General features: G+C 35.7%; 22 protein-coding genes. 5 read left to right on the top strand and 17 right to left on the bottom strand.

Translation table 11 applies throughout. The features are described 5' to 3' along the window. From K8P03_RS04065 to K8P03_RS04050, 4 genes are all read right to left on the bottom strand, one after another. Window positions 1-882 (bottom strand): carbohydrate ABC transporter permease, encoded by an 882-nt coding sequence (locus K8P03_RS04065; RefSeq protein WP_223418517.1) that lies wholly within the window; start codon window positions 880-882, stop codon window positions 1-3. Then, window positions 866-1,606: a carbohydrate ABC transporter permease gene (locus K8P03_RS04060; RefSeq protein WP_223418514.1), complete on the bottom strand. Its 741-nt coding sequence runs from the start codon at window positions 1,604-1,606 to the stop codon at window positions 866-868. Before K8P03_RS04060 ends, K8P03_RS04065 begins: the two co-directional genes overlap by 17 nt. A 116-nt stretch (window positions 1,607-1,722) precedes the next feature. Then, on the bottom strand, window positions 1,723-3,108 hold the full coding sequence (locus tag K8P03_RS04055; protein WP_223418512.1) for an ABC transporter substrate-binding protein: 1,386 nt from the start codon (window positions 3,106-3,108) through the stop codon (window positions 1,723-1,725). A gap of 105 nt (window positions 3,109-3,213) precedes the next feature. Then, a complete protein-coding gene (locus K8P03_RS04050) occupies window positions 3,214-3,936 on the bottom strand; it encodes a glycerophosphodiester phosphodiesterase (protein WP_223418509.1) in 723 nt (240 codons plus the stop codon). 245 nt (window positions 3,937-4,181) lie between these two features. Here K8P03_RS04050 and K8P03_RS04045 point away from each other — a divergent pair, with 245 nt between their 5' ends. Together K8P03_RS04045 and K8P03_RS04040 are read left to right on the top strand one after the other, a co-directional pair. Then, a complete protein-coding gene (locus K8P03_RS04045; RefSeq protein WP_223418507.1) occupies window positions 4,182-4,673 on the top strand; it encodes an RNA polymerase sigma factor in 492 nt (163 codons plus the stop codon). Then, window positions 4,663-5,235: a zf-HC2 domain-containing protein gene (locus tag K8P03_RS04040; RefSeq protein ID WP_223418505.1), complete on the top strand. Its 573-nt coding sequence runs from the start codon at window positions 4,663-4,665 to the stop codon at window positions 5,233-5,235. The genes K8P03_RS04045 and K8P03_RS04040 overlap by 11 nt, the downstream gene beginning before the upstream one ends. A 90-nt stretch (window positions 5,236-5,325) precedes the next feature. Here the strand turns inward: K8P03_RS04040 and K8P03_RS04035 are convergent, their stop codons facing one another. The 12 genes from K8P03_RS04035 to K8P03_RS03980 all read right to left on the bottom strand — a co-directional run bounded on the left by K8P03_RS04035 (window position 5,326) and on the right by K8P03_RS03980 (window position 18,831). Further along, the gene (locus K8P03_RS04035; protein ID WP_223418503.1) at window positions 5,326-6,303 is read right to left on the bottom strand and encodes an ABC transporter permease; all 978 of its coding nucleotides are present in this window, start codon (window positions 6,301-6,303) and stop codon (window positions 5,326-5,328) included. Between the two features lie 14 nt (window positions 6,304-6,317). Next, window positions 6,318-7,826 (bottom strand): sugar ABC transporter ATP-binding protein, encoded by a 1,509-nt coding sequence (locus tag K8P03_RS04030; protein ID WP_223418501.1) that lies wholly within the window; start codon window positions 7,824-7,826, stop codon window positions 6,318-6,320. A 135-nt stretch (window positions 7,827-7,961) separates the two neighbouring features. Further along, window positions 7,962-9,023, bottom strand: coding sequence for a substrate-binding domain-containing protein (locus K8P03_RS04025; RefSeq protein WP_223418499.1), 1,062 nt, complete (start codon window positions 9,021-9,023; stop codon window positions 7,962-7,964). Between the two features lie 3 nt (window positions 9,024-9,026). Beyond that, on the bottom strand, window positions 9,027-9,683 hold the full coding sequence (gene deoC, locus K8P03_RS04020) for a deoxyribose-phosphate aldolase (protein WP_223418497.1): 657 nt from the start codon (window positions 9,681-9,683) through the stop codon (window positions 9,027-9,029). A 5-nt stretch (window positions 9,684-9,688) separates the two neighbouring features. Beyond that, window positions 9,689-10,135: an RbsD/FucU family protein gene (locus K8P03_RS04015; protein WP_223418495.1), complete on the bottom strand. Its 447-nt coding sequence runs from the start codon at window positions 10,133-10,135 to the stop codon at window positions 9,689-9,691. A 9-nt stretch (window positions 10,136-10,144) separates the two neighbouring features. Then, window positions 10,145-11,071, bottom strand: coding sequence for a ribokinase (rbsK, locus tag K8P03_RS04010; protein ID WP_223418493.1), 927 nt, complete (start codon window positions 11,069-11,071; stop codon window positions 10,145-10,147). Window positions 11,072-11,160: 89 nt separating this feature from the next. Next, the gene (locus tag K8P03_RS04005; protein WP_223418491.1) at window positions 11,161-12,186 is read right to left on the bottom strand and encodes a LacI family DNA-binding transcriptional regulator; all 1,026 of its coding nucleotides are present in this window, start codon (window positions 12,184-12,186) and stop codon (window positions 11,161-11,163) included. Window positions 12,187-12,579: 393 nt separating this feature from the next. Next, on the bottom strand, window positions 12,580-14,358 hold the full coding sequence (gene pepF, locus K8P03_RS04000) for an oligoendopeptidase F (protein ID WP_223418488.1): 1,779 nt from the start codon (window positions 14,356-14,358) through the stop codon (window positions 12,580-12,582). A 12-nt stretch (window positions 14,359-14,370) separates the two neighbouring features. After that, window positions 14,371-15,195, bottom strand: coding sequence for a hypothetical protein (locus K8P03_RS03995; protein WP_223418486.1), 825 nt, complete (start codon window positions 15,193-15,195; stop codon window positions 14,371-14,373). Next, entirely contained in the window at window positions 15,196-15,879 is a 684-nt protein-coding gene (locus tag K8P03_RS03990; RefSeq protein ID WP_223418483.1) for a rhomboid family intramembrane serine protease, read from the bottom strand. A 14-nt stretch (window positions 15,880-15,893) separates the two neighbouring features. Continuing rightward, window positions 15,894-16,991 carry a glycerate kinase family protein gene (locus K8P03_RS03985; RefSeq protein ID WP_223418481.1) on the bottom strand — a complete coding sequence of 366 codons (1,098 nt, stop codon included), beginning with the start codon at window positions 16,989-16,991 and terminating at the stop codon, window positions 15,894-15,896. A gap of 595 nt (window positions 16,992-17,586) precedes the next feature. Continuing rightward, on the bottom strand, window positions 17,587-18,831 hold the full coding sequence (locus tag K8P03_RS03980; protein WP_223418478.1) for an L-cysteine desulfidase family protein: 1,245 nt from the start codon (window positions 18,829-18,831) through the stop codon (window positions 17,587-17,589). Between the two features lie 411 nt (window positions 18,832-19,242). Here K8P03_RS03980 and K8P03_RS03975 point away from each other — a divergent pair, with 411 nt between their 5' ends. Then, window positions 19,243-20,148 carry a DMT family transporter gene (locus K8P03_RS03975; protein ID WP_223418476.1) on the top strand — a complete coding sequence of 302 codons (906 nt, stop codon included), beginning with the start codon at window positions 19,243-19,245 and terminating at the stop codon, window positions 20,146-20,148. 113 nt (window positions 20,149-20,261) lie between these two features. Here the strand turns inward: K8P03_RS03975 and K8P03_RS03970 are convergent, their stop codons facing one another. Then, a complete protein-coding gene (locus K8P03_RS03970; RefSeq protein ID WP_223418474.1) occupies window positions 20,262-22,133 on the bottom strand; it encodes a flavocytochrome c in 1,872 nt (623 codons plus the stop codon). Window positions 22,134-22,425: 292 nt separating this feature from the next. Between K8P03_RS03970 and ahpC the strand changes: the two genes are divergently transcribed. Continuing rightward, window positions 22,426-22,995 carry an alkyl hydroperoxide reductase subunit C gene (gene ahpC, locus K8P03_RS03965; protein ID WP_223418472.1) on the top strand — a complete coding sequence of 190 codons (570 nt, stop codon included), beginning with the start codon at window positions 22,426-22,428 and terminating at the stop codon, window positions 22,993-22,995. Window position 22,996: 1 nt separating this feature from the next. Beyond that, window positions 22,997-24,529 carry an alkyl hydroperoxide reductase subunit F gene (gene ahpF / locus K8P03_RS03960; protein WP_223418470.1) on the top strand — a complete coding sequence of 511 codons (1,533 nt, stop codon included), beginning with the start codon at window positions 22,997-22,999 and terminating at the stop codon, window positions 24,527-24,529. Window positions 24,530-24,594 lie beyond the last annotated feature (65 nt).

The raw sequence follows: 24,594 nt of genomic DNA, 5'->3' as shown, positions 1-24,594 counted from the left end.
TTATCCCTTTACTGCTCCTGTTGTTAATCCTTTTACCATGTTTTTCTGAGCGAACATAAATATTATAAGTGATGGTATCATACAAATTACAACACCTGCTATCATTAATAACATTGATTGGGCGTCTGCTGAGTTTAGCATTGAAATACCAATTTGAACTGTTCTATACCTGTCAGAACCTGTTATTAGTAATGGCCACATATACATATTCCATGCTCCTAGGAAGGACTGAACTGCTAAGGCTCCAATTGTTGGTTTTGATAGGGGAATTAAGATTCTAAAAATAAAGCCTAGATCACTTGTCCCATCCATCTTGCTTGCTTCATATATATCCATTGGAAAAGACTGAAAAGCCTGTCTAAACAAAAATATTCCCATAGCGCTTGTTAGGTAGGGTGCCACCAGTCCAAAAAATGAATCTGCAAAGCCCCAACCAGATATCATCAAAAAATTTGATATAATTGTTGTTTCTCCAGGTATCATCGTTGTTGCCATAATTATTGCAAACAAAAGCCCCTTCTTTTTGAAATCTAAGAAGTGAAGAGCGAAGGCTGCAAATATTGCTGTCATAGTTTGAAAAAATGTTATTATTATGGATACTATTAGCGAATTTACTATATATCCTTCTATGGGAGCAATTTTAAATACATCCTTGTAATTTTCTATGCTTGGATTTGCTGTAAAAAAAGTTTTATTGTATAGCTCATAGGAAGGCTTAATACTCATCACAAAGGCATAGATTATAGGAAATAATACAAAAATCACCACAATAATATTTAAAACTAGCCTTATACCTATGGCCTTATCTATTTTTTTACTTCTTGGCTTTGCGGTTTTATTAAAAAGTCTGAAGTTATCTATATCATTACTTGTTCTTTGCATTTTTTACTCCGTTCGACCTAAAAGCGATAATTGTTAATACCATTACTATGAAAAATAAAACCACTGATTCTGCTGATGCGTATCCATACCTGTAGTTCATAAAGGCATTTTTGTAAATATCGTGGACTATAACATTGGTTGATTCACCTGGTCCACCCTGGGTTAATAATTTAATTTGTCCAAAAGATTGGAAAGCGTTTATAATATTTGTAACAACCACAAAGAACATAATAGGTCTAATTGATGGTAGGGTTACGTTTTTAAACTGATTAATGGAATTGGCTCCATCCATAGATGCAGCCTCATACAAACTATCGTCTATTCCCGCAAGACCTGATGAAAAATACAAAAAATTAAGACCTGAATTTAGCCATGCTGTGAGAACTCCTACGCTTAGTAAGGCCCAACTAGGATCTGCTAGCCAATTTATATTTGTTTTTAATATAACATTTAAAATACCAACAGACTGGTTTAGCATTACTCTAAATACCAAAGCCATGCCCGATGATGCTATAGCTATGGGTAGGGAGTAGGATGCTGAAAAAAGTCTAATAGCTGGAAAATTAACCCTACATAAAAGAGCTGTAGCAAATCCTAAAAGAACTCCTAAGACTACTACTATTAATACATATATAAAAGTCACCCTTATACTATTCCAAAAAGATGACGAAGATAGAAGATCTGTATAATTTTCTAAACCAATAAATATTGTATTATTTCCCATATTATCCGTAGCGTACAGACTACGGATAATAGTCTGTACGAATGGATAAAATACAAATATCACTAATAGAGCCAAGGCTGGTAGCATGTACAAGTAGGCTTTATTATTGTATTTTCTCATTTTTTGTTAACCTTGTTATAAGATTCTAGAGCCTTATCGATTTCTTCTGACATTTTTTTGCTAGCTTCTTCTGGGCTTAGCTTGTCATTTAGCATCTCTTCAATATATTTTTCTACAATTTGACGAGATTCTTGGAAAACTGTCGCAAGGGCTCCTTGGTCTTCTGGTTTTGAATCGTGTAATTGGTCAATAGCTGTTTCAAATTGTGGGGATTTCTTTATTAATTCCTTGAAATCATCAGTATCAAGTACTCCCTTATTAACTGGGAAATAACCTGTATTTGCATTCCAATAAGTTTGAGATTCAACACTTACCAAAAACTTGATAAAGTCCCAAGTTCCCTTCATTTTTTCTTCATCGCCTGAGTTTAATGCATATAGACTAGCACCACCAATTGATACGCCGTGGTCATCACTTGCCTTTACTCCAGGAAAATATGCTGTACCTACTTCAAACCTATCTCCAACTTCTGATAGAATTTGTGCTAGGGATGCAGTAGATGCAAAGCACATGGCACTGGTGCCAGCTTTAAATTCTGGATCGCCGCCTTGTTTACCAACATTTGGTGCAATACCCTCATCTTTTAGTTCTTTCCAAGCTGTAAGGATATTTTTAACTCCATCATTTTCCTCAAAAACCGTTTTGCTTGGGTTATCATCTCTACCGTTGTTATTGTCAAATAATTCTAGGCCTTGTTTGCTCATAAATTGTTCAACCCACCAACCGTAAACGCTCATAGAGATTGGCATCTCAGTCACACCAGAGTCTTTTAGCTTTTTACCAACTTCTTTCATCTCTTCAAGAGATTTTGGTACTTCAACTCCTGCCTTATCAAACATTTCTTTGTTGTAATATAAAAGTGGGGTAGAAGAGTTAAATGGCATAGAGTTTAGCTTTCCATCAACTGTATAGTAGGCGAGAAGATTATCTTCAAGTTGACTAGTATCATAATTATCTTCATCAACAAAGTCTTGAATAGGTTTGATCAAACCAGAATCAATCATATATCTTGTACCAAGGTCAAAAACTTGTACAAGATCAGCTCCAACATCCTTACCTGATGCAGATGATCTAAGTTTAGTTAAGGCATCATCGTATTCACCTTGAAATTCTGCCTTAACTATATATTTGTCTTGAGAATTGTTATACTCTTCTACAAGGTGGTCAATAGCGTCATTAAGGTTACCACCCATTGAATGCCAAAAAACTATAGTTGTTTTGCCATTTGCATCGGCTTTACCATCTTCTTTATTAACTTCTTCACTACTAGCAGCCTTATCTTTATTTTCTTCCTTAGCTGCATCTTCATTACGACCTGCACAGGCAGTTAGGCTAACAAACATCAACACTAACATAAGTTTAGTAAAAATTTTTTTAAACATAGTTCCTCCAAATAAAAATTCTTTACTACAAGAGTATAAAGGATATTTGTCAAAACTATTTTTTATAATTGTAAAATTTAAGTAAAACTTAAACGATAAACTTTATTATTTGTCCTTCTTCATTAAAATTTGACCAACTCGATTAGGGAAATCAGTTATAAGACCTGTAATGCCGTCTTTTACATATTGGCCAAAATCATAATCAGAAATGCCAAACCAAAGATTAATCCCTATGTTATTTTCCTTAAATATCGCTATAATCTCTTCATCAACAGAGAAATTAAGAGGATGAAAATATTCACAACCCAGATTTTTTACATAATCCCAAGGCCTATAAAGTCTTGAAGACTCTAAGACACCACAGCTGATATTTTTGTCAATATTTTTTACCCTAACAAGGCTTTCGTGATTAAAAGAAGAAATAATAATCTTATCTTTAAGACAATAGGCCTTTATCATTTCATAAATTTTTTCTTCTATCTCAGGATAATCAATAATAGAGTTTTTAATCTCAATATTAGTAAGAAAATCCTTGTCCTTAATAAAATCAAAATATTCTTCAAGGGTTGGAATCTTTTCCTCATAGGCTGGGAAAAGTTTGCTAGCATTAGCTGTTTTTAACTCCCTAAGAGTGAAGTCCTTAACCAGCCCTTCCATATCTGTAGTCCTATCAAGTTTTTCGTCGTGGATAATAACAAGTTCTTTATCCTTAGTCAAATGAACATCAAATTCCACACCATCAGCACCTATTTCAACTGCTTTCTTAAAAGCAAGCATGGTATTTTCCGGATATTCCCCTTTAAAACCTCTGTGAGCAATATTTAACATACTTTCTCCTTTACTTTTTCTTTAAATATTAGCCTAATTTTGTAAAGCAAATATTAAGTGACAGTAAATTTTAAATAAAAAATAATCCGTCTAGGTCCTTATCCAACTTGTAAAATACCTATAATTTATTATAGCTTTAATAAAATTTTTAATTACATTTTGTAACAAAATTAAATCCCATCCGTTATTATAGTAGAAAGGCTCTTAAGTGAGGTAGAGTATTTCATATAAGTAAGGAGAAGGTTATGGATTTTGCAAAAATTTATGAGGATTATAATAGGGATGTATATAGGTTTGCCCTTAGTTTGTGCAAAAACCAAGATTTAGCTATCGATATTTGCCATGAGACCTTTGCCAAGGCCATGGATAAGATAGACACCTTTGATGGTTCACAAGATATAAGGGCATGGCTTTTTACTATTGCTCGTAATACTCTTTATGATTTTTACAGAAAAAATAATAAAATAAATCCCGATTATGACCTATCCATAGTTGAGGATAAGAAGATATCCTTTGTCGAAGACCTCGCCAATGATGACCTTGCTCTTAAAGTCCACACCTTTCTCCATTCCATGAAAGAACCTTACAAGGAGGCTTTTAATCTCAGAGTCTTTGGAGAGCTTGATTATAAAAGCATCGGCCAAATTTTTGGCAAAACCGATACCCGGGCCAGGGTCACTTTTTACAGGGCCAAGAACATGATTATAGATTATTTGGAGGAAGAAAATGAAATATGAATGTGATATAGTTAAGGACTTAATTCCCTTATATATTGATGATGTTTTAAGCGAAAATTCAAAGATTTTTGTAAAAGACCACATTGACTCTTGCGAAGCTTGCAGAAAATATTACGAAAAATTATCCAGTGATGTTAAAATCCCTGTTAGCAGAGAAACTAGAAAATATGACCTAAAACCGATGGAATATTTAAAGGCCAGTCTTTCTAGGAAAATTATTAGAAGAGTCTTGGCTGTCGTCCTTGTGATAGGATTCTTTGTAGGAAGCTTTATTTTTGCTACTCGATATGAAATGCCAGTTGATTCATCTAAGGTGGATTTTTACGAAAAAGATGATTATTTGATGATGAAATACGATGGCCAGGGCGATCTCCTCTACAGTGCAAACGCCTCTTGGGAGAACAGAAAAGTCTGGACTATAAGGTTTTGGCAGACCCCATTGGAAAAATACCTACCACCCCTATATAAAAAAGAAAAATACACCAAAGACTCAATGCCCCTTTATAAAGTTAAAAAAGTCTATGACGAGGACGGAAATGTTTTATGGGAAAAGAAGGATTGATACAGATTTTTGAGAACCTAAAAACCCGAAGATGTTATGCTTCTTCGGGTTTTTGTCTTATATATATTCATTTTAAGAGGGTAATACTTGCTATTTTTGTTTTGCTAACCTACTATTCCTGTACATATCAAATGCTACTGCAAAGAGGATTATAACACCACTTGTTATCTCTAGTATATGGGTATTTAATCCGAATTGAACACCAGCATTGTTTATTAATATCATTAGGATGGTTCCTAGTACTGTTCCTATCATTGATCCACGTCCACCACTTAGTGATGCTCCACCTATAACAGCTGCTGCTATGGCGTTCATTTCATAGCCTTCACCTCCTGTTGGTAGGGCACTTTGAACTCTTGCTGCTAGCAATATTCCAGCGACGGCATATAATAAACCAGCTAGGGTGTAAGTTGCTATATACATCTTTCTTACATTGATTCCGCTAAGTTTAGCTACATTTTCTCCTGATCCAAGTATATAAATATTCCTACCAAATATTGTATATCTTAGGAGCAAAAATATAGCTATTGCCACTACTATCCATATCAAGGCAAGTACCGGAAATAATCCAAGCACTGTTGAGTTCCCAAGGGCTAGAATCCTTTCATCAAGACCACTTACTGTCAAGGCATTACTTATTATTTTGGTAATACCACCTACAACAGTAGATGTTCCCAGTGTTGCTATCATTGGTGGGATTTTAAATTTATATATTATCACTCCATTTACAAAACCTGAAACTAATCCTACTAGAATTGCTGCTAGCAAGGTTATAGCAAGGCCAAGTTCTGTATCTCTTTGTAAGATAGCAAGTACCATGCAGGATAAACCAGCTATAGCACCACAAGAGATGTCTATTCCACCTGTTATTATTATGAATGTTTGAGCTACTGCTAGTACTCCTACTATAGCACACTGTTTCATAAGGTTTGTTATGTTATATTGGGTCATAAAGTTATCTGTAAATATAGAAGTTATTATAAACAATCCTAATATAATAAATACCAAACTAAATTCAGTGTTATTAGTAAGACTTGCTAAATTTGTCTTTTTTATTTTATTATTCATTATCAACTCCAAATTTATACTGATGTTTTCTTTAAGATATCATCTTCATGTAATTTCTCAATTTCTGCCTTTGTGTATTCTGCCGTAATCCTGCCTTTAGCCATTACTATTAGCCTATCTGATAATCCCATAACTTCTGGCAAATATGATGAAATCAGGATTATAGCTTTCTTTTCCGCAATTAGCCTTTCCATTATTTGGAATATTTCTTGTTTGGCTCCAACATCTACACCTACTGTTGGTTCATCAAAAATAAGAATATCAGGGTTAGCATTTAAGAGTTTTGAGATTACTACCTTTTGTTGATTTCCGCCTGATAAATGTGAAACTACTTGATTACATGATGGCGTCTTGATTCTTAGATCTTCAATGGATTGGTCAGCTCTATTTTTTTCTTTATCTAATGAGATAACGTTTCTTTTACTTATCAAATCATAAGAATTCATGTTTGAATTTACTTTTATAGATAGGGGCAAGGCTAACCCATCTTCTCTTCTATCTTCTGTTAGAAATCCTAGGCCGTTTTTTAAGGCCTTGGAGACTGAGTCGATATTTACTTTTTCTCCCTTGATATATATCTCGCCACTTTCTCTCTTGTCAACGCCATATATACCTCTCATCAACTCGCTTCGTCCTGATCCGACCAGGCCAAAAAATCCTAATATCTCTCCTTCTCTAACATTAAAAGATATATCCTGATAGTTCATATTATCACTAAAGTTCTCAACTCTCAAAACTTCTTGACCGGGTTGTTGATGTTTTATATCATAAATATCAGTCATCTTTCTTCCGACCATTAAGGATATTAGCTTGTCTTTATCAACCTCGTCTACCTTTTTTGTATCAACATATTTTCCATCTTTTAATATTGTAACGCTATCGCATATTTCCATTATTTCTTCTAGTCTGTGAGATATGTATATAATACTTACACCTTGATTTTTAAGTTCTTCTATGAAGTTAAAGAGTTTTTCTACTTTTTCATTTTCTAATAGGGCTGTAGGTTCATCAAATATTACCAATCTTATTGTATCGTTTGTAGATATTTTACTGATAGTAATCATAGCCTGCATGGCTAATGGTAAGGTGTTTATTTTAGCCTTGGGATTTATGTCTAAGTCGAATTTATCAAGCACTTTTTTGCATTCATTATACATATCATTCCAGTTTATAATTCCATTTTTTGATGGCTGCTTACCTAAAAAATAATTTTCGGCTACAGATAAATTTGGAGCAATATTTACATCTTGATAGTTGGCAAAAACACCATTGTTTTGGGCTTCTATCGCATCTTTGTTTTCAATCCACTCGCTTCCATTGTTTAGATATATATGGCCCGAATTTTGTTTTTCAACTCCCATTATACATTTTATAAGAGTAGATTTGCCTGCTCCATTTTCCCCTACCAAAGCATGAACTTCACCTTTTTTTATAGAAAATGATACATTATCGAGAGCTGTTACACCAGGATATACCTTGATTACATTCTCAACTTTCAATATCAAATTATTGTCTTTGTCCATGTTCACCTCTCATTCGAAACCTGCTATTTTAACATTCCTAATAATATCTATAGGCTTCTCTTTATTAGTTTTATTAATTTCAGAGAAGCCTAAGATTCTTTTATCTATCTAGCATATAACAAATTTCATTACAACTTATTTTTTCAATAAGGTTGGATCTAATAATTCTTTTATTTTTTGATCTTCCATGTTGTCTTTGTCAACTATGCTTGGAGGACAATTTACTTGTTTCTTTTCTTCTGGGTTTTTGCCGTTGATTAGAGTTTCAATAGCATTTTTCATTCCAAGATAACCTTGTTCATAAGCATTTTGAACAATTATTGCATCAATGACTCCATCTTTTAAAGCTTTGATTTCTGTGTCATCTGAGTCAACTGCAACTGTAACTATCTTATCTTTTAGCTTTGCTCCTTCTACTGCTAGGGCAACGCCGTTACCAGTGATGTTATTTCCTGCGAACATACCCATTAACTTATCGCCGTATGTTGAAATTATATTTTCAGCATTTGATTGAGCTTTTTCAACTACGTTTCCGTTATAGTAAGTATCTGTTTGTTCAAGTTCTGGTGCATGTTCTTTTACATATTCTCTAAAACCAATAACTCTTTGGTCTAAGGCTTCGTTTTCTACGTTTGTGTTAACTCCAACTATGCCTTCTCCAATATTCTTAGCTTCTTTAGCTTTTAGGAATGCTTCTCCAGCCATTTCACCAATAGTTTTATTTGAGCAGTAGTAGAATTGGTTATAGGTCTCTTCGTGAGCTCCGTCATCGCCTATACCTAGACCACAGTTAACAAAGTTTAGAACTATACCATTGTCTGTAGCTTCTTTTGCTTTTGGTACTGTTGAGTCTATAGCTAAGGTTGCGGTAATGATTGCATCTGGTTTTTTAGCTATGGCTTGTTCAAAAGCAGTAACATATTCTTCTGTTTGACCTTCTTCTGATGGGCCTACTATAGAATAATTGATTTTGATGCCGTGTTCTTCTTCCATATCTTTTATTGCATTTTCAATACCTATACCAACGTGAGTCCAAAATTGAGATGCTGTAGATGGTGTAAGGTATACAATGTCATAAGAGTCTTTCTTGCCCTCGGTCTTTTCTTCGCCCTTTTTTTCTTCTTTTTTAGCTCCACCACAAGAAGCAAGTATCATTACTAGTGCCAAAACTAAACTTAACAACCTAAATTTCTTCATTTTTTACTCCCTATTTTTTAATTCTTCCATAATTTGTACAGATGCAGAAGCGCCTATCCTGCTAGCTCCTGCTTCGATAAATTTTTCTACATCTTCAAGAGTTCTTATTCCCCCAGATGCTTTTACACCCATGTCTTCGCCGACAGTTTCCCTCATCAATCTAACATCCTCAACCTTAGCGCCCGCTGTGCTAAATCCAGTTGATGTTTTTACAAAGTCAGCTCCAGCTTTTTTAGCAATTTGACAAACTTTAACCTTCTCATCGTCAGTTAATAGGCATGTTTCTATGATTACTTTTAATATTTTTTGTCCACAAACTTCTTTAAGCTTGCCTATTTCTTCCTCCAAATAACCATAATCCTTATCCTTAAGGGCTGATATGTTTATAACCATATCTATCTCATCAGCCCCATTGTCAATCGCATACTTTGTTTCAAAAACTTTGGCCTCTGTACTCATAGCTCCTAAAGGAAAACCAACAACAACAGTTAGGTCTACACCGCTATCTTCCAGTTCTTTTTTTACCAATTTTGCAAAAGATGAATTTACACAGACAGACTTAAACTTATACTCTATCGCCTCCTTACAAATTTTTATAACATCTTCCTTCTTAGCGTCAGCCTTCAATAATGTATGATCAATATATTTATTAATTTCCATTTGTTTTACATAACTCCCTTTTGGATTATAAAGCATCCATAGGCTTCTCTTTCACTTGTGCAAACTGTCACAAAAGCCCTTCCTGCTTTTTCATAGAACTTGCTTCTCTCTATTTCTCCAACTTGTTCCTTAGTTAAACCGTGTTTTTCACAAACCCTTATGCAATCATCCCAAACCTTTGGTCTTTGGCTTAAATTGATATTTGCATCAGCATCTGGAATCATATACTCAACTGGATAAGCTTCATATTCAGTATCAAGTGGAAATAATTTTAAAATCGCATCAAGCATTTCTGGCGCTGTATTTCCTTTTGCATTTATGCTTCTGCCGTTAGGTGTCTTGGAATATGGTGGATAAAAATCATCTGCTATTACCAAAATATCCCCGTGACCCATATCTGCTAATGCTTTTAAAAGCTCTGAACTAATCTCTGTTGGTATTCCTTTTAACATAATTGCCTCCTAATTATTTCTTTCACTTAAGAACTTATCAACTTCTTCTCTACTTGGCATAGCTGGAGTTGTGCCTAATTTTTGTACTGATAAGGCTGCAACTGCATTTGCAAAAACTGCCGCTTGCCAAATATCCTTGCCTTCTGATAGAGCTGCTAAAAAGCCACCATTAAAGGCATCTCCGGCACCAGTTGTATCTACTGTTTTAACCTTAAATGAATCTATAATCTCTTCTTTATTTCCATCTGAAACAAAAACACCATTAGATCCTAAAGTTATTAAGACATTTTCAACACCCTTTTCTCTAAATATAGCGGCTGCCTTCTTAGCATTTTCAAGATTATCCACTTTAATTCCTGTTACAGCCTCAGCTTCCACTTCATTTGGTGTGACCATGTAAAGGTTTTTATAAAAATCATCACCAACTTCAACATAAGGAGCTGTATTAACTATGACCTTAGTATTATTTTTAAGGGCAAGTTCCTTAATTCTTTCATTAGCGTCTTGGTTTACCTCATATTGCAATAAAACATAATCAGCTTCCTTGATTAAATTTTCTAAAGAATTAACTTCTTCTATTTTTATATCACTACAAGCTGATGGAACAACTGTAATTTGGTTATCTCCTGTGTTTTCGTCCACCATTATTAAGGCAATTCCAGTTGGTTTTTTCTCAGAAGTCAAAATATATTCCTTATTCATGTTAAGATCTTGCATAACATTCAAGCATACATCTGCAAAACTATCATTACCGAGTTTTGTAACCATAGCCATATCAGCTCCAGCCTTGTGACAAGCAACCCCTTGGTTAAAACCTTTTCCTCCTGCACCCATTTGAAAATACGAACCCTTCACCGTTTCTGAACGTGATGGTAAGTGTGGTGACCTAGCCATAAGATCCACAACAAAACTTCCAAAAACTACTACCTTACTCATATTGCCTCCTTGTTATTAAACAATCATTGGTATCGATTACAATTTTGACCATATTTTTCCTTCTTAGCTTAGTCCAAAATAATAGCATTTTATCTTTTAATTTTCTCTGATCCATTTAGACTCAAATAGCAATCTAAAACAATTCTCTGAGCCTCATATTCTACACCCTTATTTTTCTTATCAATCCTATCAAGTAAAACCTCGGCTGCAATTTCACCCTGTTTTTCAGCATCTCTTCCAACATAGGAAAATAAATAATCTATGGCTTTAAAGGGGTTTATCTCATCAAAGCCTATTATGGATATATCTTCGCCTATTTTATAGCCTTTTTCTTTTAGATATTTGAGTGCACCTAGGGATGTCATGTTGTTACTTAGAAAAATTGCTGTAGGTGGATTCTCTAAGTTAAGCAAACGCTTAGCCTGTTCGTAGGCCATACTTACCTTGAAATCTCCTGATACTATATATTCTTCTTTTATAGGTATATTATTTTCCCTTAAGGCTTCTATATACCCCCTATACCTGCTATTACCAGGAGTGGAAGTGATCGGTCCTGTGATAATAGCTATATCCCTGTGACCTTCCTTTATCAGCGCGTTTACAGCTTTTTTTGCCCCACATTCATTGTCAACAAAAACAGCATCCAAACTAATCCCCTCTATATTCCTATCCAATAGGACTACGGGGGTTTTCATTTTTAATGAGAGTTTTTTTAATTTTTCCAAAGTATTCTTATCTTTAGAAGAAACAGGCGAAATTATCAATCCACTTAGCCTTTCTTCAAAAATAGAATGCAGGGCCTTGGATTCATTTTTTAAATTCTCGTCAGTATTGTAAAACAAGACCTGGAATCCATTTTCATCCATCACCTTACTAATTCCATTTATGGCACTAGAAAAAAATTCGTTAGTGATATCAGCAACTATAACCCCGATTTTATTAGAAAATTTTTGGTGGAGATTCCTAGCTATATTGTTTGGTATATAATCATTCTCTTCAATTACCTGGAGAACTTTTTTCCTTGTTGCATCACTTACATAAGGAGAGTCATTCAATACCCTAGATACAGTTGTTGTAGATACTCCCGAAAGTTTAGCGATAGATTTTATATTCATATTATTCCTCTGTTTAAATTATTATTGTTATTATTATATCATACTTGGAATATAAAAATCACGCTTTGTAATCGATACCATTTCTTGTCATTTTTATAATATCACAAAAAAACACTAATGTAAAGGTTTTTTTATAAAATATTACGAGATTTTTTACCTTGTGAAGCGAAAACTTGATTATATCTAAATCTCTCCGTGCCTCAAACCTTGTAATATTAACACTTATATGGATTTATATCCATATTTTTCAAATTGATGGAAAAATATTTGTTTGTATCCATTACTTTTTATTTCTATAATAGAAAACGTTTCCGACAACAATGAAATTTTATAAACTTTAAAATTGGGCAAAGAAAAAGAACCCAGTTATTAAAGCTAGGTTCTTTCTATTCTTTATAAAATTGCTTGTCTTAAGTCTTTCATAGCCTTTCTAGCTACTTCCATTGCTGATTCCATGGCTTCTTTGTTTGTCATGTCGACTCCTGCTTTTTTGAGGACTTCGATTGGGTATTCGCTTTCGCCTGCTTTTAGGAAGCCTAGGTAAGCTTCTCTGTCGGCGTCTGTGCCATGAAGGATTTTTTGGCTTAGGGCTACTGCACTCATAAAGCCTGTTGCGTATTGGAATACGTAGTAGAACATATAGAAGTGTGGGATTCTTGCCCATTCTGATGCTATATAGTCATCTACTTTAATGTCTTTGCCGAATAATTCTTCGTTTAGTTCTTTGTAGATGGCGTGGAGTCTTTCTGCTGGGATTGGCTCTGCGTTTTCTACTAATTTATTTACCTTGTGTTCAAATTCTGCAAACATTGTTTGTCTGAATACTGTTGATTTGAATTGGTTTACAAAGTAGTTTAATAGATATTTTGTTTCAGCTTCTGATTGGCTGTGGTCAAGCATGTAATTTAATAGCAAGAGCTCGTTGGTTGTTGATGCAATCTCTGCTAAGAAGATTGAGTAAGAACCATAGAAATATGGTTGTTCACGTCTTGTATAGTAAGAGTGCATTGAGTGGCCTAGTTCGTGAACTATAGTGAATAGGTCGTTGATTGAGTTGGTGTGGTTTAATAAGATAAATGGTTGGGTGTCGTAAGATCCTGATGAATATGCACCAGACCTTTTGCCGTCGTTTGGCATTACGTCAAACCATCTTGTTTCAAAACCTTCTTTGGCAACTTTTACATATTCTTCGCCAAGTGGCTTGATTGCTTCAAGGACAATTTCTTTTGCTTCGTCAAAGTCAATTTGCCTGTCATAATCTTCTACTAATGGTACATAAATATCGTGGAAACCTAAATCATCTACTCCAAGATATTCTTTCCTAAGTGTGGTGTAGTCTCTGTGAATATCAGCGTTTTCGTGAACAACTTCTAATAAATTATCGTAAATTTCTTCTGGTATATTATTTGCAAAAAGGCTCATTTCTCTTGCAGATTTATAGCCTCTTAATTTTGCTTCTACATTGTGGGCTGTAAATTCACCGTCAAGGGTAGATGCAAGTGTATTAGAGAATTGTCTGTAAGTTTGGTAATATTTTTCATAAACTTCGCGTCTGAAATCCCTATCTGGATCTTCTTGAAGGGTTACAAAGTTAGCATTTGTGATGGCTATTTCTTCGCCATCTTTTTTGACGCTTGGGAAGGTTAGGTCGGCGTTGTTAAAAATCATGTAAGTGTTTTGTGGGTTGTTTTTTAACTTACCAAATGCTGCAAGGATTGATTCGCTTTTTGCATCTAGAACGTGGTCTTTTGCCCTAAATTTATCTTCAAAATAGTGTTTTAGGTATGAAAGCTCTGGATCTTCTAGATACTTATCGATGATTTTTTCATCTGTGGATAGGATTTCTGGTGAGATGAAAGATAGGACACTTGATGCGTAAACATAAGTATTTTGAGCAACTTGGCTCATTTCTTGGTACTTACTTACAGTGGTATCTTCGTCTGATTTCAAAGATGAATAAACAAAGGCTTTTTCCATCTTTCTTGAAAATTCTTCTTCTAATTTTAGGTAAGATTTGAAGGTCTCAAGGTCACTAGTTATTTTTCCCTTAAATTTCTTAAGTTCTTCTACAAGACCCTTAATTTCCTCAATATCCTTATAAAATCCCTCATCATCAGCATAGATTGATGATGTATCCCATTTTAATCTTTCTTCAACTTCACTTCTTTTCATTATTTCCTCCTCTTATTTTATGCTTAAAATCGCATCATTTTGGTCTTTACCAAGTAATTTTAATTCCATTATCCTGGCCTTACTTGGGCTTAGCATGAGGCCTACAAGGACCTTTCTGCCATTTATTTCTGCTTTTATATTTTCACTTTCAATTTTATATAGTCCAAAAATTTCCTTGAGGTATTCCTCTTCCTTGTCAATTCTTTTGGAAATTGCCATCTCAAGATCAGATGGATTTGGATTTTCACTTATTTCTACAGGTTTACTCATCCTATAAACATTTACATTCACATCGTCGATAGAGTTTTCAAAGTGAAAAGAGTCTATCAATGACATGTACTTGTTGTAAATATAATAAGCACTCTTAGTCTCGTTGCCGTCAACCACAACCTGGCTCACTATTAGAGATGGCCCAGATTCTGCATCGACAAGGTCAATATCAACCTGACTAAAAATATTATCGCTAGTTACCAAAGGCCCGTATTCCTTCTCGACTAGATTGTCATTATCCTTAAAAGAAAGGACTGTCGTATAGGAAGTTGGGCTAAAGGATGATTCTAGGACTTCGATTCCTATTTCCCTTCCAGCAAAGTTAAACTTCTTTAGAAAACCCATTGCATCATTTAGGTAAATTTTGCTAGACATGCGGCCCTTGCCGTAAAGTTCTTCAAAATCCACCCTATCTTTAGGATCTGTATCTTCTATATACTTGATTTCTGGAAATTCCATTTTCTCTTCGCTTACATTCTCCCCCTTATCCTCCTTAAATTCGCTCTGTGATTCAAAACCACATGCGGAAAGGCTAAGGGCAAGGATGAGTGCTAAAACTATCTTCATCTAGACTCCTATCATAGACCTAAGGCCAATCTTGTAGAGGGCAAAAGCTCCACCCAATAAGATTATTAGGGAAATAAGGCGTCTTGTAGTAGCAAGGTCCCTGCCTAAAATAGGGAAAATCCCCACTAGGATAAAACCTGCGATAAAACCACCAAGATGGCCGTAAACCCCAACGCCAGGTGCTAACAAGGAATAAATCACATTTATCACCACAACAGAGACAAAGCTTGCCCCGAAGCTCCTGATGATTTCATCATTCCTATAGGTCACCATCATGCCGATGGCAAGGCCTAACATGCCATAAAGGCTGGTTGATGCACCAGCTGATACTGTATAAGGATCGCCAAAAGCGAAGGATATAAGGTTTCCAAAAATCCCTGAAACTAAGTAAATTATCAAAAAGTTTACTGACCCATACATTCTTTCGAAAATCGGACCCAAACTATAGAAAAAATACATGTTGAAAAGGATATGGAAAAATCCTATATGGATAAAAGACGCTGTAAAAAGCCTCCACCACTCACCTTGGGCCACAAGAATTTTGGAATTCGCCCCAAATCTTATTAAGTTTTCAATACTTTCGCTACCGCCACTTAGGCTCATCAGGATAAAAACGATTATATTTATAATCATAAGACCTGATGTCACTTTGGATTGGCTAAGTCTTTCTAAATTTATATTCATAAGTCTACTATACCCTAATTTTTTTCCGTCAAAATAGACTTGTCAAGACTCCTAGCAAGCCTTCCTATTTCCTTGTGGATGTCCTTTCTATCGTAGGCGTCTTTGAGTCTGTAGGTATAAACCAGGTCGAAATCTCCCCTGTTTTCAATCTTTTCTCCGTCCTTATCTTGAAGGAAAATAATCTTGATATCTTTTTTGTATCTTTTAGCAAGACTTGCCACATTTATAGAAGCAGCGCCTGAAAATTGATCCACATTTTCACCGAGGATAAATACGTCCTTGTCCTTGATAAGGTCTTTGAAATCGACAGTTTCAAGAATGAAGTCCATTGATTTTGAAATATTTGCCCTAAAGAACATATAAAGGGCCCAGGCAACACCGCCGCCAGATCCCATGGCAGGCATATCTACAGTGCCTGTTCCCAAGGTGTCCTCAATTACCTTTTTAAAATGCTTGCAACCCTTGAAAAGTCTGGCTGTGTCGTAGTCGCTGGCTCCTTTCCTATAAACCCTATCTTCAAGGAAGGAATTTTCCCCAAAAAGTGTCTGGTTGGTGGATGTGGCAATCTTGATATTAACCCCTCTGAGTCTTTCATCAAGGCCAGTCATATCAACCCTTGCGACTTTTTCCATATTTTCTGCAATAGGATTTAAGTCATTTTCTTCCTCGTCAAAAAATCTGACCCCAAGAGCATAGAGCATACCCATGCCAAGGTCGTTAGTCGCTGTATCACCAATACCTATATAAAAGGACCTAGCCCCGTTGTTAAGACCATCTAAGACCATTTCCCCAAAACCAAGAGAAGATGACTCCATAACCCTGAGCTCTTCCTTATAAAGAAGCCTGATACCAGAAGACTCAGCCATCTCCATCACGGCAAGGTCGTCTTTTAGTATGTATCTGGCTGTAATAACATCATTTAGAGGGTTGTGGACGTTGACATACTTGTATTTGCCCTTGATAATGGCCTGCATGGCTTCAACAGTCCCCTCCCCTCCATCTAGAAAAGGCATGACCTCAACATCTGATGAAAGGTTGGCCTTAAATATATTTCCGATTTCAACTGAATTTTCAAAAGTTTTTATTGAATCTATTCCTACTAAAGTTTTCATCTCAACTCCAATCTCTAGTATTTATACCCGAAATCATATAAAATATTGATAAGTTTTTAACAAAACTAATAAATTTTTCTAAAAAGCTTTACATATTGGCTAATTCTTGCTATACTAAATAGGAAAGTTCGTAAAATTAACGAACTTAGCTGTTTAACTCAGGGAGAAATCCCACCCATTAGAGACCATTAGTAAACTAATGGTCTTTTTTAATGGTAGTAAAAAACATTGTAAGCAATGTTTTTTACGGTTCTCACAATTTTACAAGGACGAAGTCCGCAGGAAAATTGATGAGAAACCTTATGTAATTTTTTATTGAGGCTGCGACGAATAGGAGCAGCTGAAATAAAAACATTACGTTCTTTACAAAATTTCCATAGGAAATTTTGGTCTGCATTGTGAGCAAAATTTTTACGATTTTCACAATATATCGAGCACCAAAGTTGCGAAGATAGATTGATGAGAAACCTTGTGTAATTTTTTGCAAGTGACGCGACGAATAGGAGCGTTATTTGCAAAAACATTACGATATATACGAATACCTACCAATAAATTCCCTTTCCCCTTGCCCAAATTCGGCTATATAGAAAAATCTCTATTTATTAATCATTTCATTTAAAATTACCCTATCAGTTTCTCTCATGCCTTTTTGGGCTATGTTTCCAACCCTTTCTATCATTTTGTCAATATCATCACTTACTATTCCATCTCCGCTTTTAAAGGTATTTCCCGTTTTGGCTTGGATATAGGCCATATTTGCGACTTTCAAACTTGATGCGATTTTGGCTGCACAAGACTCCTTGGCTCCGTCACATAAAAGGCCAGAATTAGTTGCTAGGGCGTTTATGATGGTGGATTTTATTATTTCCTTATCTTCATTTTTGACAAAGGCAAGGCCAGCAATGGCGGCCGCTCCTGCAGAAACAACTCCACAATAGGCAGAAAGTTCACCAATGCCTTCTTTGATATAAAGGGCGATTAGATTAGCAAAAATCAATCCCCTGTAGAGCGAATCTCTGCTACAATTATTATCCTCACAATATAAAATTATAGGAACTGACACTGTCCCCCCTTGGTTTCCCGAGCCTGAATTTATCACAACAGGCTTTTCGCAACCTGCCATACGGGCATCAGATCCCGCTGCTGCATAGGCTATGTATTTTTCTATTGGTTTTCCATTTGCTTCTGATAACAAAATTTTCCCGATATTAGCTCCCCAAGGATTTTCCATGCCTTCCTTGGCTATGGCATAATTATAGGCGATTTCCTTATCAAGGATGTCTACAAGCCTTGAATAGTCACCATTTTTTGCAAAATCATAAATCCTATCGAAATTCAATTCCTTACTAGGATCTTCCGCTCTTTTTTCGCATCTTTTATCAAGGATTACTTGGTTATTTTTGCTCTCATAGACAATATTTGTGTGGTGATCACTTATGATAACTTCCGACCTAGAAGACTCCCCTTCCATTGATATATCAATATAAAGCCCTACCTTATCGTGGTCTAAAGAAACATCAACTAGACCCTTTGTGAGCAGTTCGTCCATGTAGGCGAGCTTTGACTTGTCTATGCCAGAAATCACCTCTAATTTTTTCCTATAATCTCCCAGAAAAGCTCCAACAGCCAAGGAAATTTCTATTCCCTTTCTCCCCTCTGTTCCTGGCACTTTTACACTGTTGGCGTTTTTTATTATATTTCCCGATAGGGTGGCGTGGATTTTTCTGGGATTTTCTCCCAAAAGATCTTTGGCTCTGCTAGCTGCCAAGGCAAGGGCAACTGGCTCCGTGCACCCATAGGCAGGGACCATTTTTTCTAGTAAAAGTTCACAAAAATCCATAGGCTCCTCTTCTTTCTATAAAAATTCAAATAACTATTGTTTTTATTTTTAAAAAACGATTTCATAGTCGTTTTTAAACAGTCTTCATTTTTAATCTCGTCAATTATTTTTTAAACTAATATCTAGGTCTTAATATTTATAATTATTCCTAAATTAGCTGGTATATTAAATATTCACTAGGATTATACCGTATATATTCACTCATAAAAACGAAATCATGTATATTTGTTTTTTTATTTTCCCTTGCTAATTTCTACAAGAGTCCTCTATTATAAAATCCCAAATAATTTTACTGCCCTAATTTTTATAGATAATTTTTTTCGATTTCTAAAGCCAAACCTTACTCTTTTGCTAAAATATTTTTATTTGGTAAAGTCTTACTAGCAGAAAAAATTTTACCAGGAGGTTAATTTGTTAAAAAATAAGAAAAACGCGATTATATTTTCAATTTTCGCCATGCTTTTGTGGGGATCAGCCATTCCTACAATAAAAACCACCTATGCCGAATTGGCCATCAACCCATTAGATACAGGTGCAAAAATTCTCATAGCAGGCATGAGGTTTTTTATGGCGGGACTTATTACCTTTATATATTTAGGCCTTTTCAATAAGGAAAAAATAAAGAGAAATGAAATAAATTGGAAATTTATTATTTTTATAGGCATCATCCAGACTTTTATCCAATATATTTTCTATTATATAGGCCTCTCCCACATAGCAGGAGTCAAATCGTCTATAATTCAGGCTTCAAACTCCTTTATTGTTGTGATTTTCTCCCTCCTCTTGCTGCCTGGGGATAAAATTAATAAAAATATGATTATTGCCCTGATCCTCGGCACAGCAGGTATTATCATCACAAACATGGGAAAAGCTGGCGGAGATGCTGGTTTTAAGCTAACTGGCGATGGCTTTATCCTAATGTCTACAACGGTTAACGCCCTTTGCACAGTGCTTATAAGAAAATACGGCCAAAAGGAAAATTCCTACTTCCTCATGGCCATGCAATTTATTATCGGGGCGACTTTGATGATAATAACAGGTCTTATCCTAAGAGATGGAAATCTTCACTTTAACCTCAAGGCTATTATTTTATTACTTTACGCCGCCTTCATTTCGGCAACCGCCTTTACTATTTGGACACTTGTGCTTAAATACCATTCTGCTGGAGAGTTTGGAATTTACAAACTTTTTGTGCCGCTTTTTGGCTCTATCCTTTCTGTCCTAACCCTTGGTGAAGCTTTTACTACTAACCTCGCAATCGGAATGGTTTTAGTCTTATCAGGTTCTCTGATTTTAAATTTGAATAAGGCCTCTTAGACTAAAATAATACAGTGATTTCAAGACCTTGCTTTGATATTATAGACTTAATTTTATAATAAATAAATTTTTTGCATAAAAAAGGATGTGAATTTTCACATCCTTTTATTGTTTTATTTCTCATCAGCAGCATTTTGTCCTGCTATTCTACCGAATACAACTGTATCTACTATAGCGTTTCCACCAACTCTGTTGGCTCCATGGATGCCTCCAGTTACTTCCCCAGCAGCATAAAGACCTTTTATAACATTGCCATCTTTATTTAGTACGTGGCAATCTTTATCAATTCTCAATCCTCCCATTGTATGGTGTAGGGATGGAACTCTAGGTACACCTACAAATGGGCCTTTTTCAAATTTAATTGTTAGGTTCTCACGGCCAAATTCATCTTTTTTATCATCAACCGCTTTATTGTATTGGTCTATGGTTTCTTTTAAGTTCTCATAAGGAACATTCATCTTTTCAGCTAATTCCTCTAGGGTATCACCCTTAACCCATCCGAATTCACCATTTTCTAATACTGTTTTGAAATCTTTGCCTTCTATGGTTTTTTCTGTATCAAAATCAAGTGCATCTGATGAATGTATTAACCACATTTCTCCATCAGTTTGATCAAATATTGCCTTACAGATTACATCTCTCCTACCATCTTCTCTGACAAATCTCTTGCCTTCTTTATTTACAAATAAGGTTTTTTCTGCACCTAAATCTACAAGTCCAGTTATTTGACCTTTCTTTGGTATTCCTAAGTATAAAAATTGCATTAGACCCATGTCTACTAGGTCAGCTCCAACTTCCTTGCCCATGGTAATACCATCACCTCTTATAGAATCAAGGTTTGTAGATATAGTATTTTCATCTAAGTTTGGCCATTTTTCTGCATCTTTGTATTCTACAACCATTTCTGCATTTTTAGCAAAACCACCAGTAGAAATTATGACCGCCTTGTTTGCCTTTATTTTTAATTCTGATCCATCATGGTTTTCACAAACTACTCCGCTTACCTTATCGCCATCCATCAAAATCTTTTTAGCTGTTGTTTCTGTTAAAAGTTTATAATTTTCTTTGCCATTTAGGTTTTCTTCGTAAGCTTCTATCAGTCCTGTTCCATTAGGTTTTACAGCTTGGTGGGTTCTTGGATAGAGGGAGCCAGCTCCTTGAATTATCTTATCTTCAAACTTAGTTCCAAGTTTCTTTAACCATACAAGACCATCATAAGCATTGTCTGTCATGGTTTTTACTAATTCTGGGTTTGCTACTTCATCCCCTGCTTCGAATGTTTGCTTAAAGAATAATTCATTTGAATCTTCTATGCCTTGAGCTTTTTGATTTTCTGGATCTGGTGCATTATATATACCACCAGATAGGATAGTATTTCCACCTACATATCCATTTTTCTCAACTACTATTACTGATGAGCCCTTTTCTACAGCTTCAACAGCAGCAGCTAGACCAGCACCACCGCCACCTAGGATTACTACATCAGCGTCAAGTTCACTTGGATATTCTCTGTCCTCCTTATATTCTTCTTTGAACTTATCATCTATTTTGGCTTCTTTTAAAGCATTGGTAACTGCGAGCATAAGCCCCTTTGATGAAGCTGTAGCTCCTGTAACAGAATCAACATTTACAGATTGACCCTTTTTAATCCTATCTGCAACTATTGGCATGGCTACCTTTCCTACGCCAGCTGATTCTAGGTTGTCAAGAATTTCTATATTTTCTATCTTTCCATCCTTTAAGTCCACAGCTACTTTTATATCTCCACCATAGCCTGGACCAGTAGCTTCGAACTTTCCATCAGTTTTTTCGCCCTCTTTTTTGCCTTCATTTTCAGGCTTTGCTTCCTTCTTATCAGCTTCGTCTGCTTTTTCTTCTTGTGCTTTTTCTTCAGCAGGCTTTTCTTCTGATTTTTGGCAAGCTGTAAAACTAGACAGCCCTAGAAGTAAAGCTAAAGCTAATGAAATCCTTTTCTTGTTAGTCATACGTTACTCCTTTCGTAATGCTTCTTATGCCTTTAGAATACCATGTTTTATAGAAAAAGTAAACAATTATCAATATCTTGCAAACCATGTATTTACTTAAAAGTGTAAAACTTTATTCCGAAACTATATTTAAAACTTTGTTTTGTTTGAAGCTTTTTTTCTAAAATTTTTAGAATATATATTTTTTAAAAATTGCTTACTTAGGATTGGAAGCAAAACTTGACTATTGTATTTAGAATGATTATAATTATTATTACAGATAAATCTGAAAAATTTTTTAAAGGAGAATAAAATGGCTTTAATAGGAAAAACATTACCAGAATTTAAACTTGATGCTTACAATCCAGCTAAAGAAGAATTTGTAACAGTAACTAACGAGGACTTAAAGGGTTCTTATACAGTTCTTATCTTCTACCCAGCTGACTTTACTTTTGTTTGCCCAACAGAACTTGAAGATATGCAAGAATCATACGCAGAACTAAAGGCTCTTGGCGCTGAGGTTTATTCAGTTTCTGTGGATACTCATTTTGTTCACAAGGCTTGGCACGATAATTCTGAAGCTATTGGCAAAATCGAGTACACAATGATTGGTGATTCTAATAAAGAACTTACAAGAGAACTTGGCCTACTTGACGAATCAGGCAAGGCTCACAGGGCGACCCTTGTTATTGACCCAGAAAATGTTATCCAAACTATAGAAATCAACGCTGATGGTATAGGTAGAAAAGCTAATGTAAATATAAACAAAGTTAAGGCTGCAAAATACGTTGCAAGCCACCCAGGTGAAGCTTGCCCAGCTAAATGGGAAAGCGAAGCTGACGCAACACTTACACCAGGACTAGACCTAGTAGGTAAAATCTAATATGTTAGATAATAATCTAAAAAACCAGTTGGCCCAATATTTTGACCTCTTGAAAACAGAGGTCACTATTGGGCTTTCTGCTCATAATGACGAAAATTCCAAAAAAGTTAGAGAATTTGTTGAGGAGGTTGTGGCTCTTTCTGATAAGATTAGCCTTGTTGAAAAAGACCTCCCACTTAGTCCATCTTTTGAAATCAAGGGATCTTTTGACCATGGCAGGATAATCTTTGCAGGCCTTCCTCTTGGCCACGAGTTTGCATCCTTTGCCCTTGCAATGCTTCAAGCTGGCGGCATTGAGCCAAAGATTGATGACACCGACAAAAAAAGAATAGCATCCCTTGGTAGGGCAGATTTTGAAACCATAGTTTCCCTTTCTTGCCACAACTGCCCAGACGTAGTCCAAGCCCTAAATATCATGGCGATTTTAAATCCAAATATAAACCATACCATGATCGAAGGTGGTACCTTCCAAGATTTGGCAGAATCAAGAGACGTTCTCGCTGTTCCTGCTATTTTTAAGGACGGAGAATTTTTCGAAGGCGGCAAGCAATCCCTAGGAAGTTTATTAGATAAACTTGGAACTAAGGTCGATAAGGGCGATTTTGATAATAAAGGAGTTTTTGATACCCTAATTATCGGTGGCGGTCCAGCTGCGGCTACAGCTGCAATTTACGCAGCTAGAAAAGGAATCAAAACAAGACTTGTTGCCAGCGAATTTGGTGGACAAGTCAATGAGACCTTGTCTATAGAAAATATTCCTGGATTTAAATACACAGAAGGACCTGATTTTATGGTCCAAATGAAAGATCAGGTGACAAGCCTTGATGTTGACCTAATGACAGGTGTCCTTGCAGATGGAATAAAATCTGTGGACGGAAAGGTAGAAGTAAGCCTTGATAATGGAGCTAAGCTCTTTGCAAAAACTGCAATAATTGCAACTGGCGCTAGGTGGAGACTAATCGGTATCCCTGGTGAAACCGAGTTTAGAAACAAGGGAGTTGCCTATTGCACCCACTGTGACGGCCCACTCTTTAAGGGCAAAAACGTCGCTGTAATCGGTGGCGGAAACTCTGGTATAGAGGCAGCTATAGACCTAGCAGGTATTGTAAAACACGTTACAGTCCTTGAATTTTTGCCAGAACTAAAGGCAGATGCGATTTTACAAAAGAAATTAAAATCACTTCCTAATGTGACAGTCATTACAAACGCTCAAACAACTGGTCTTTACGGCCAAGGCAGGGTTGAAAGACTCGAATATACAGACAGGGTAAGTGGTGAGGAAAACAAGCTTGATATAGCAGGTTGCTTTATCCAAGTCGGCCTCATTCCAAATACCGAATGGCTAGACGGTTCAGGCATCGACCTAAATAAGATGGGAGAAATCACCACTACAAACGATGGATCTACAAACGTCGAAAGAATCTACGCCGCAGGTGATGCCACAGATACTAAATTTAAGCAAATCGTAATCGCCGCTGGCACAGGAGCCACAGCAGCTCTTGGAGCCTATAACTACCTAATGGTAAATGAATAAAAAAGAAATCGTCCTTCGGGGCGATTTTTTATTTGCAAGGGACAATTTCTACTAATTTCCTTGTA

Source organism: Anaerococcus murdochii (genome assembly GCF_019957155.1).
GTDB classification, from domain to species: Bacteria; Bacillota; Clostridia; order Tissierellales; family Peptoniphilaceae; genus Anaerococcus; species Anaerococcus murdochii.
This window is presented reverse-complemented; position numbering and strand designations above follow the sequence as displayed.

What these genes read in the sequence shown, in the direction of transcription:
- K8P03_RS04065 (WP_223418517.1), bottom strand. Translation starts at nt 882, where the DNA reads ATGCAAAGAACAAGTAATGATATAGATAACTTCAGACTTTTTAATAAA.
- K8P03_RS04060 (WP_223418514.1), bottom strand. Translation starts at nt 1,606, where the DNA reads ATGGGAAATAATACAATATTTATTGGTTTAGAAAATTATACAGATCTT.
- K8P03_RS04055 (WP_223418512.1), bottom strand. Translation starts at nt 3,108, where the DNA reads ATGTTTAAAAAAATTTTTACTAAACTTATGTTAGTGTTGATGTTTGTT.
- K8P03_RS04050 (WP_223418509.1), bottom strand. Translation starts at nt 3,936, where the DNA reads ATGTTAAATATTGCTCACAGAGGTTTTAAAGGGGAATATCCGGAAAAT.
- K8P03_RS04045 (WP_223418507.1), top strand. Translation starts at nt 4,182, where the DNA reads ATGGATTTTGCAAAAATTTATGAGGATTATAATAGGGATGTATATAGG.
- K8P03_RS04040 (WP_223418505.1), top strand. Translation starts at nt 4,663, where the DNA reads ATGAAATATGAATGTGATATAGTTAAGGACTTAATTCCCTTATATATT.
- K8P03_RS04035 (WP_223418503.1), bottom strand. Translation starts at nt 6,303, where the DNA reads ATGAATAATAAAATAAAAAAGACAAATTTAGCAAGTCTTACTAATAAC.
- K8P03_RS04030 (WP_223418501.1), bottom strand. Translation starts at nt 7,826, where the DNA reads ATGGACAAAGACAATAATTTGATATTGAAAGTTGAGAATGTAATCAAG.
- K8P03_RS04025 (WP_223418499.1), bottom strand. Translation starts at nt 9,023, where the DNA reads ATGAAGAAATTTAGGTTGTTAAGTTTAGTTTTGGCACTAGTAATGATA.
- deoC (WP_223418497.1), bottom strand. Translation starts at nt 9,683, where the DNA reads ATGGAAATTAATAAATATATTGATCATACATTATTGAAGGCTGACGCT.
- K8P03_RS04015 (WP_223418495.1), bottom strand. Translation starts at nt 10,135, where the DNA reads ATGTTAAAAGGAATACCAACAGAGATTAGTTCAGAGCTTTTAAAAGCA.
- rbsK (WP_223418493.1), bottom strand. Translation starts at nt 11,071, where the DNA reads ATGAGTAAGGTAGTAGTTTTTGGAAGTTTTGTTGTGGATCTTATGGCT.
- K8P03_RS04005 (WP_223418491.1), bottom strand. Translation starts at nt 12,186, where the DNA reads ATGAATATAAAATCTATCGCTAAACTTTCGGGAGTATCTACAACAACT.
- pepF (WP_223418488.1), bottom strand. Translation starts at nt 14,358, where the DNA reads ATGAAAAGAAGTGAAGTTGAAGAAAGATTAAAATGGGATACATCATCA.
- K8P03_RS03995 (WP_223418486.1), bottom strand. Translation starts at nt 15,195, where the DNA reads ATGAAGATAGTTTTAGCACTCATCCTTGCCCTTAGCCTTTCCGCATGT.
- K8P03_RS03990 (WP_223418483.1), bottom strand. Translation starts at nt 15,879, where the DNA reads ATGAATATAAATTTAGAAAGACTTAGCCAATCCAAAGTGACATCAGGT.
- K8P03_RS03985 (WP_223418481.1), bottom strand. Translation starts at nt 16,991, where the DNA reads ATGAAAACTTTAGTAGGAATAGATTCAATAAAAACTTTTGAAAATTCA.
- K8P03_RS03980 (WP_223418478.1), bottom strand. Translation starts at nt 18,831, where the DNA reads ATGGATTTTTGTGAACTTTTACTAGAAAAAATGGTCCCTGCCTATGGG.
- K8P03_RS03970 (WP_223418474.1), bottom strand. Translation starts at nt 22,133, where the DNA reads ATGACTAACAAGAAAAGGATTTCATTAGCTTTAGCTTTACTTCTAGGG.
- ahpC (WP_223418472.1), top strand. Translation starts at nt 22,426, where the DNA reads ATGGCTTTAATAGGAAAAACATTACCAGAATTTAAACTTGATGCTTAC.
- ahpF (WP_223418470.1), top strand. Translation starts at nt 22,997, where the DNA reads ATGTTAGATAATAATCTAAAAAACCAGTTGGCCCAATATTTTGACCTC.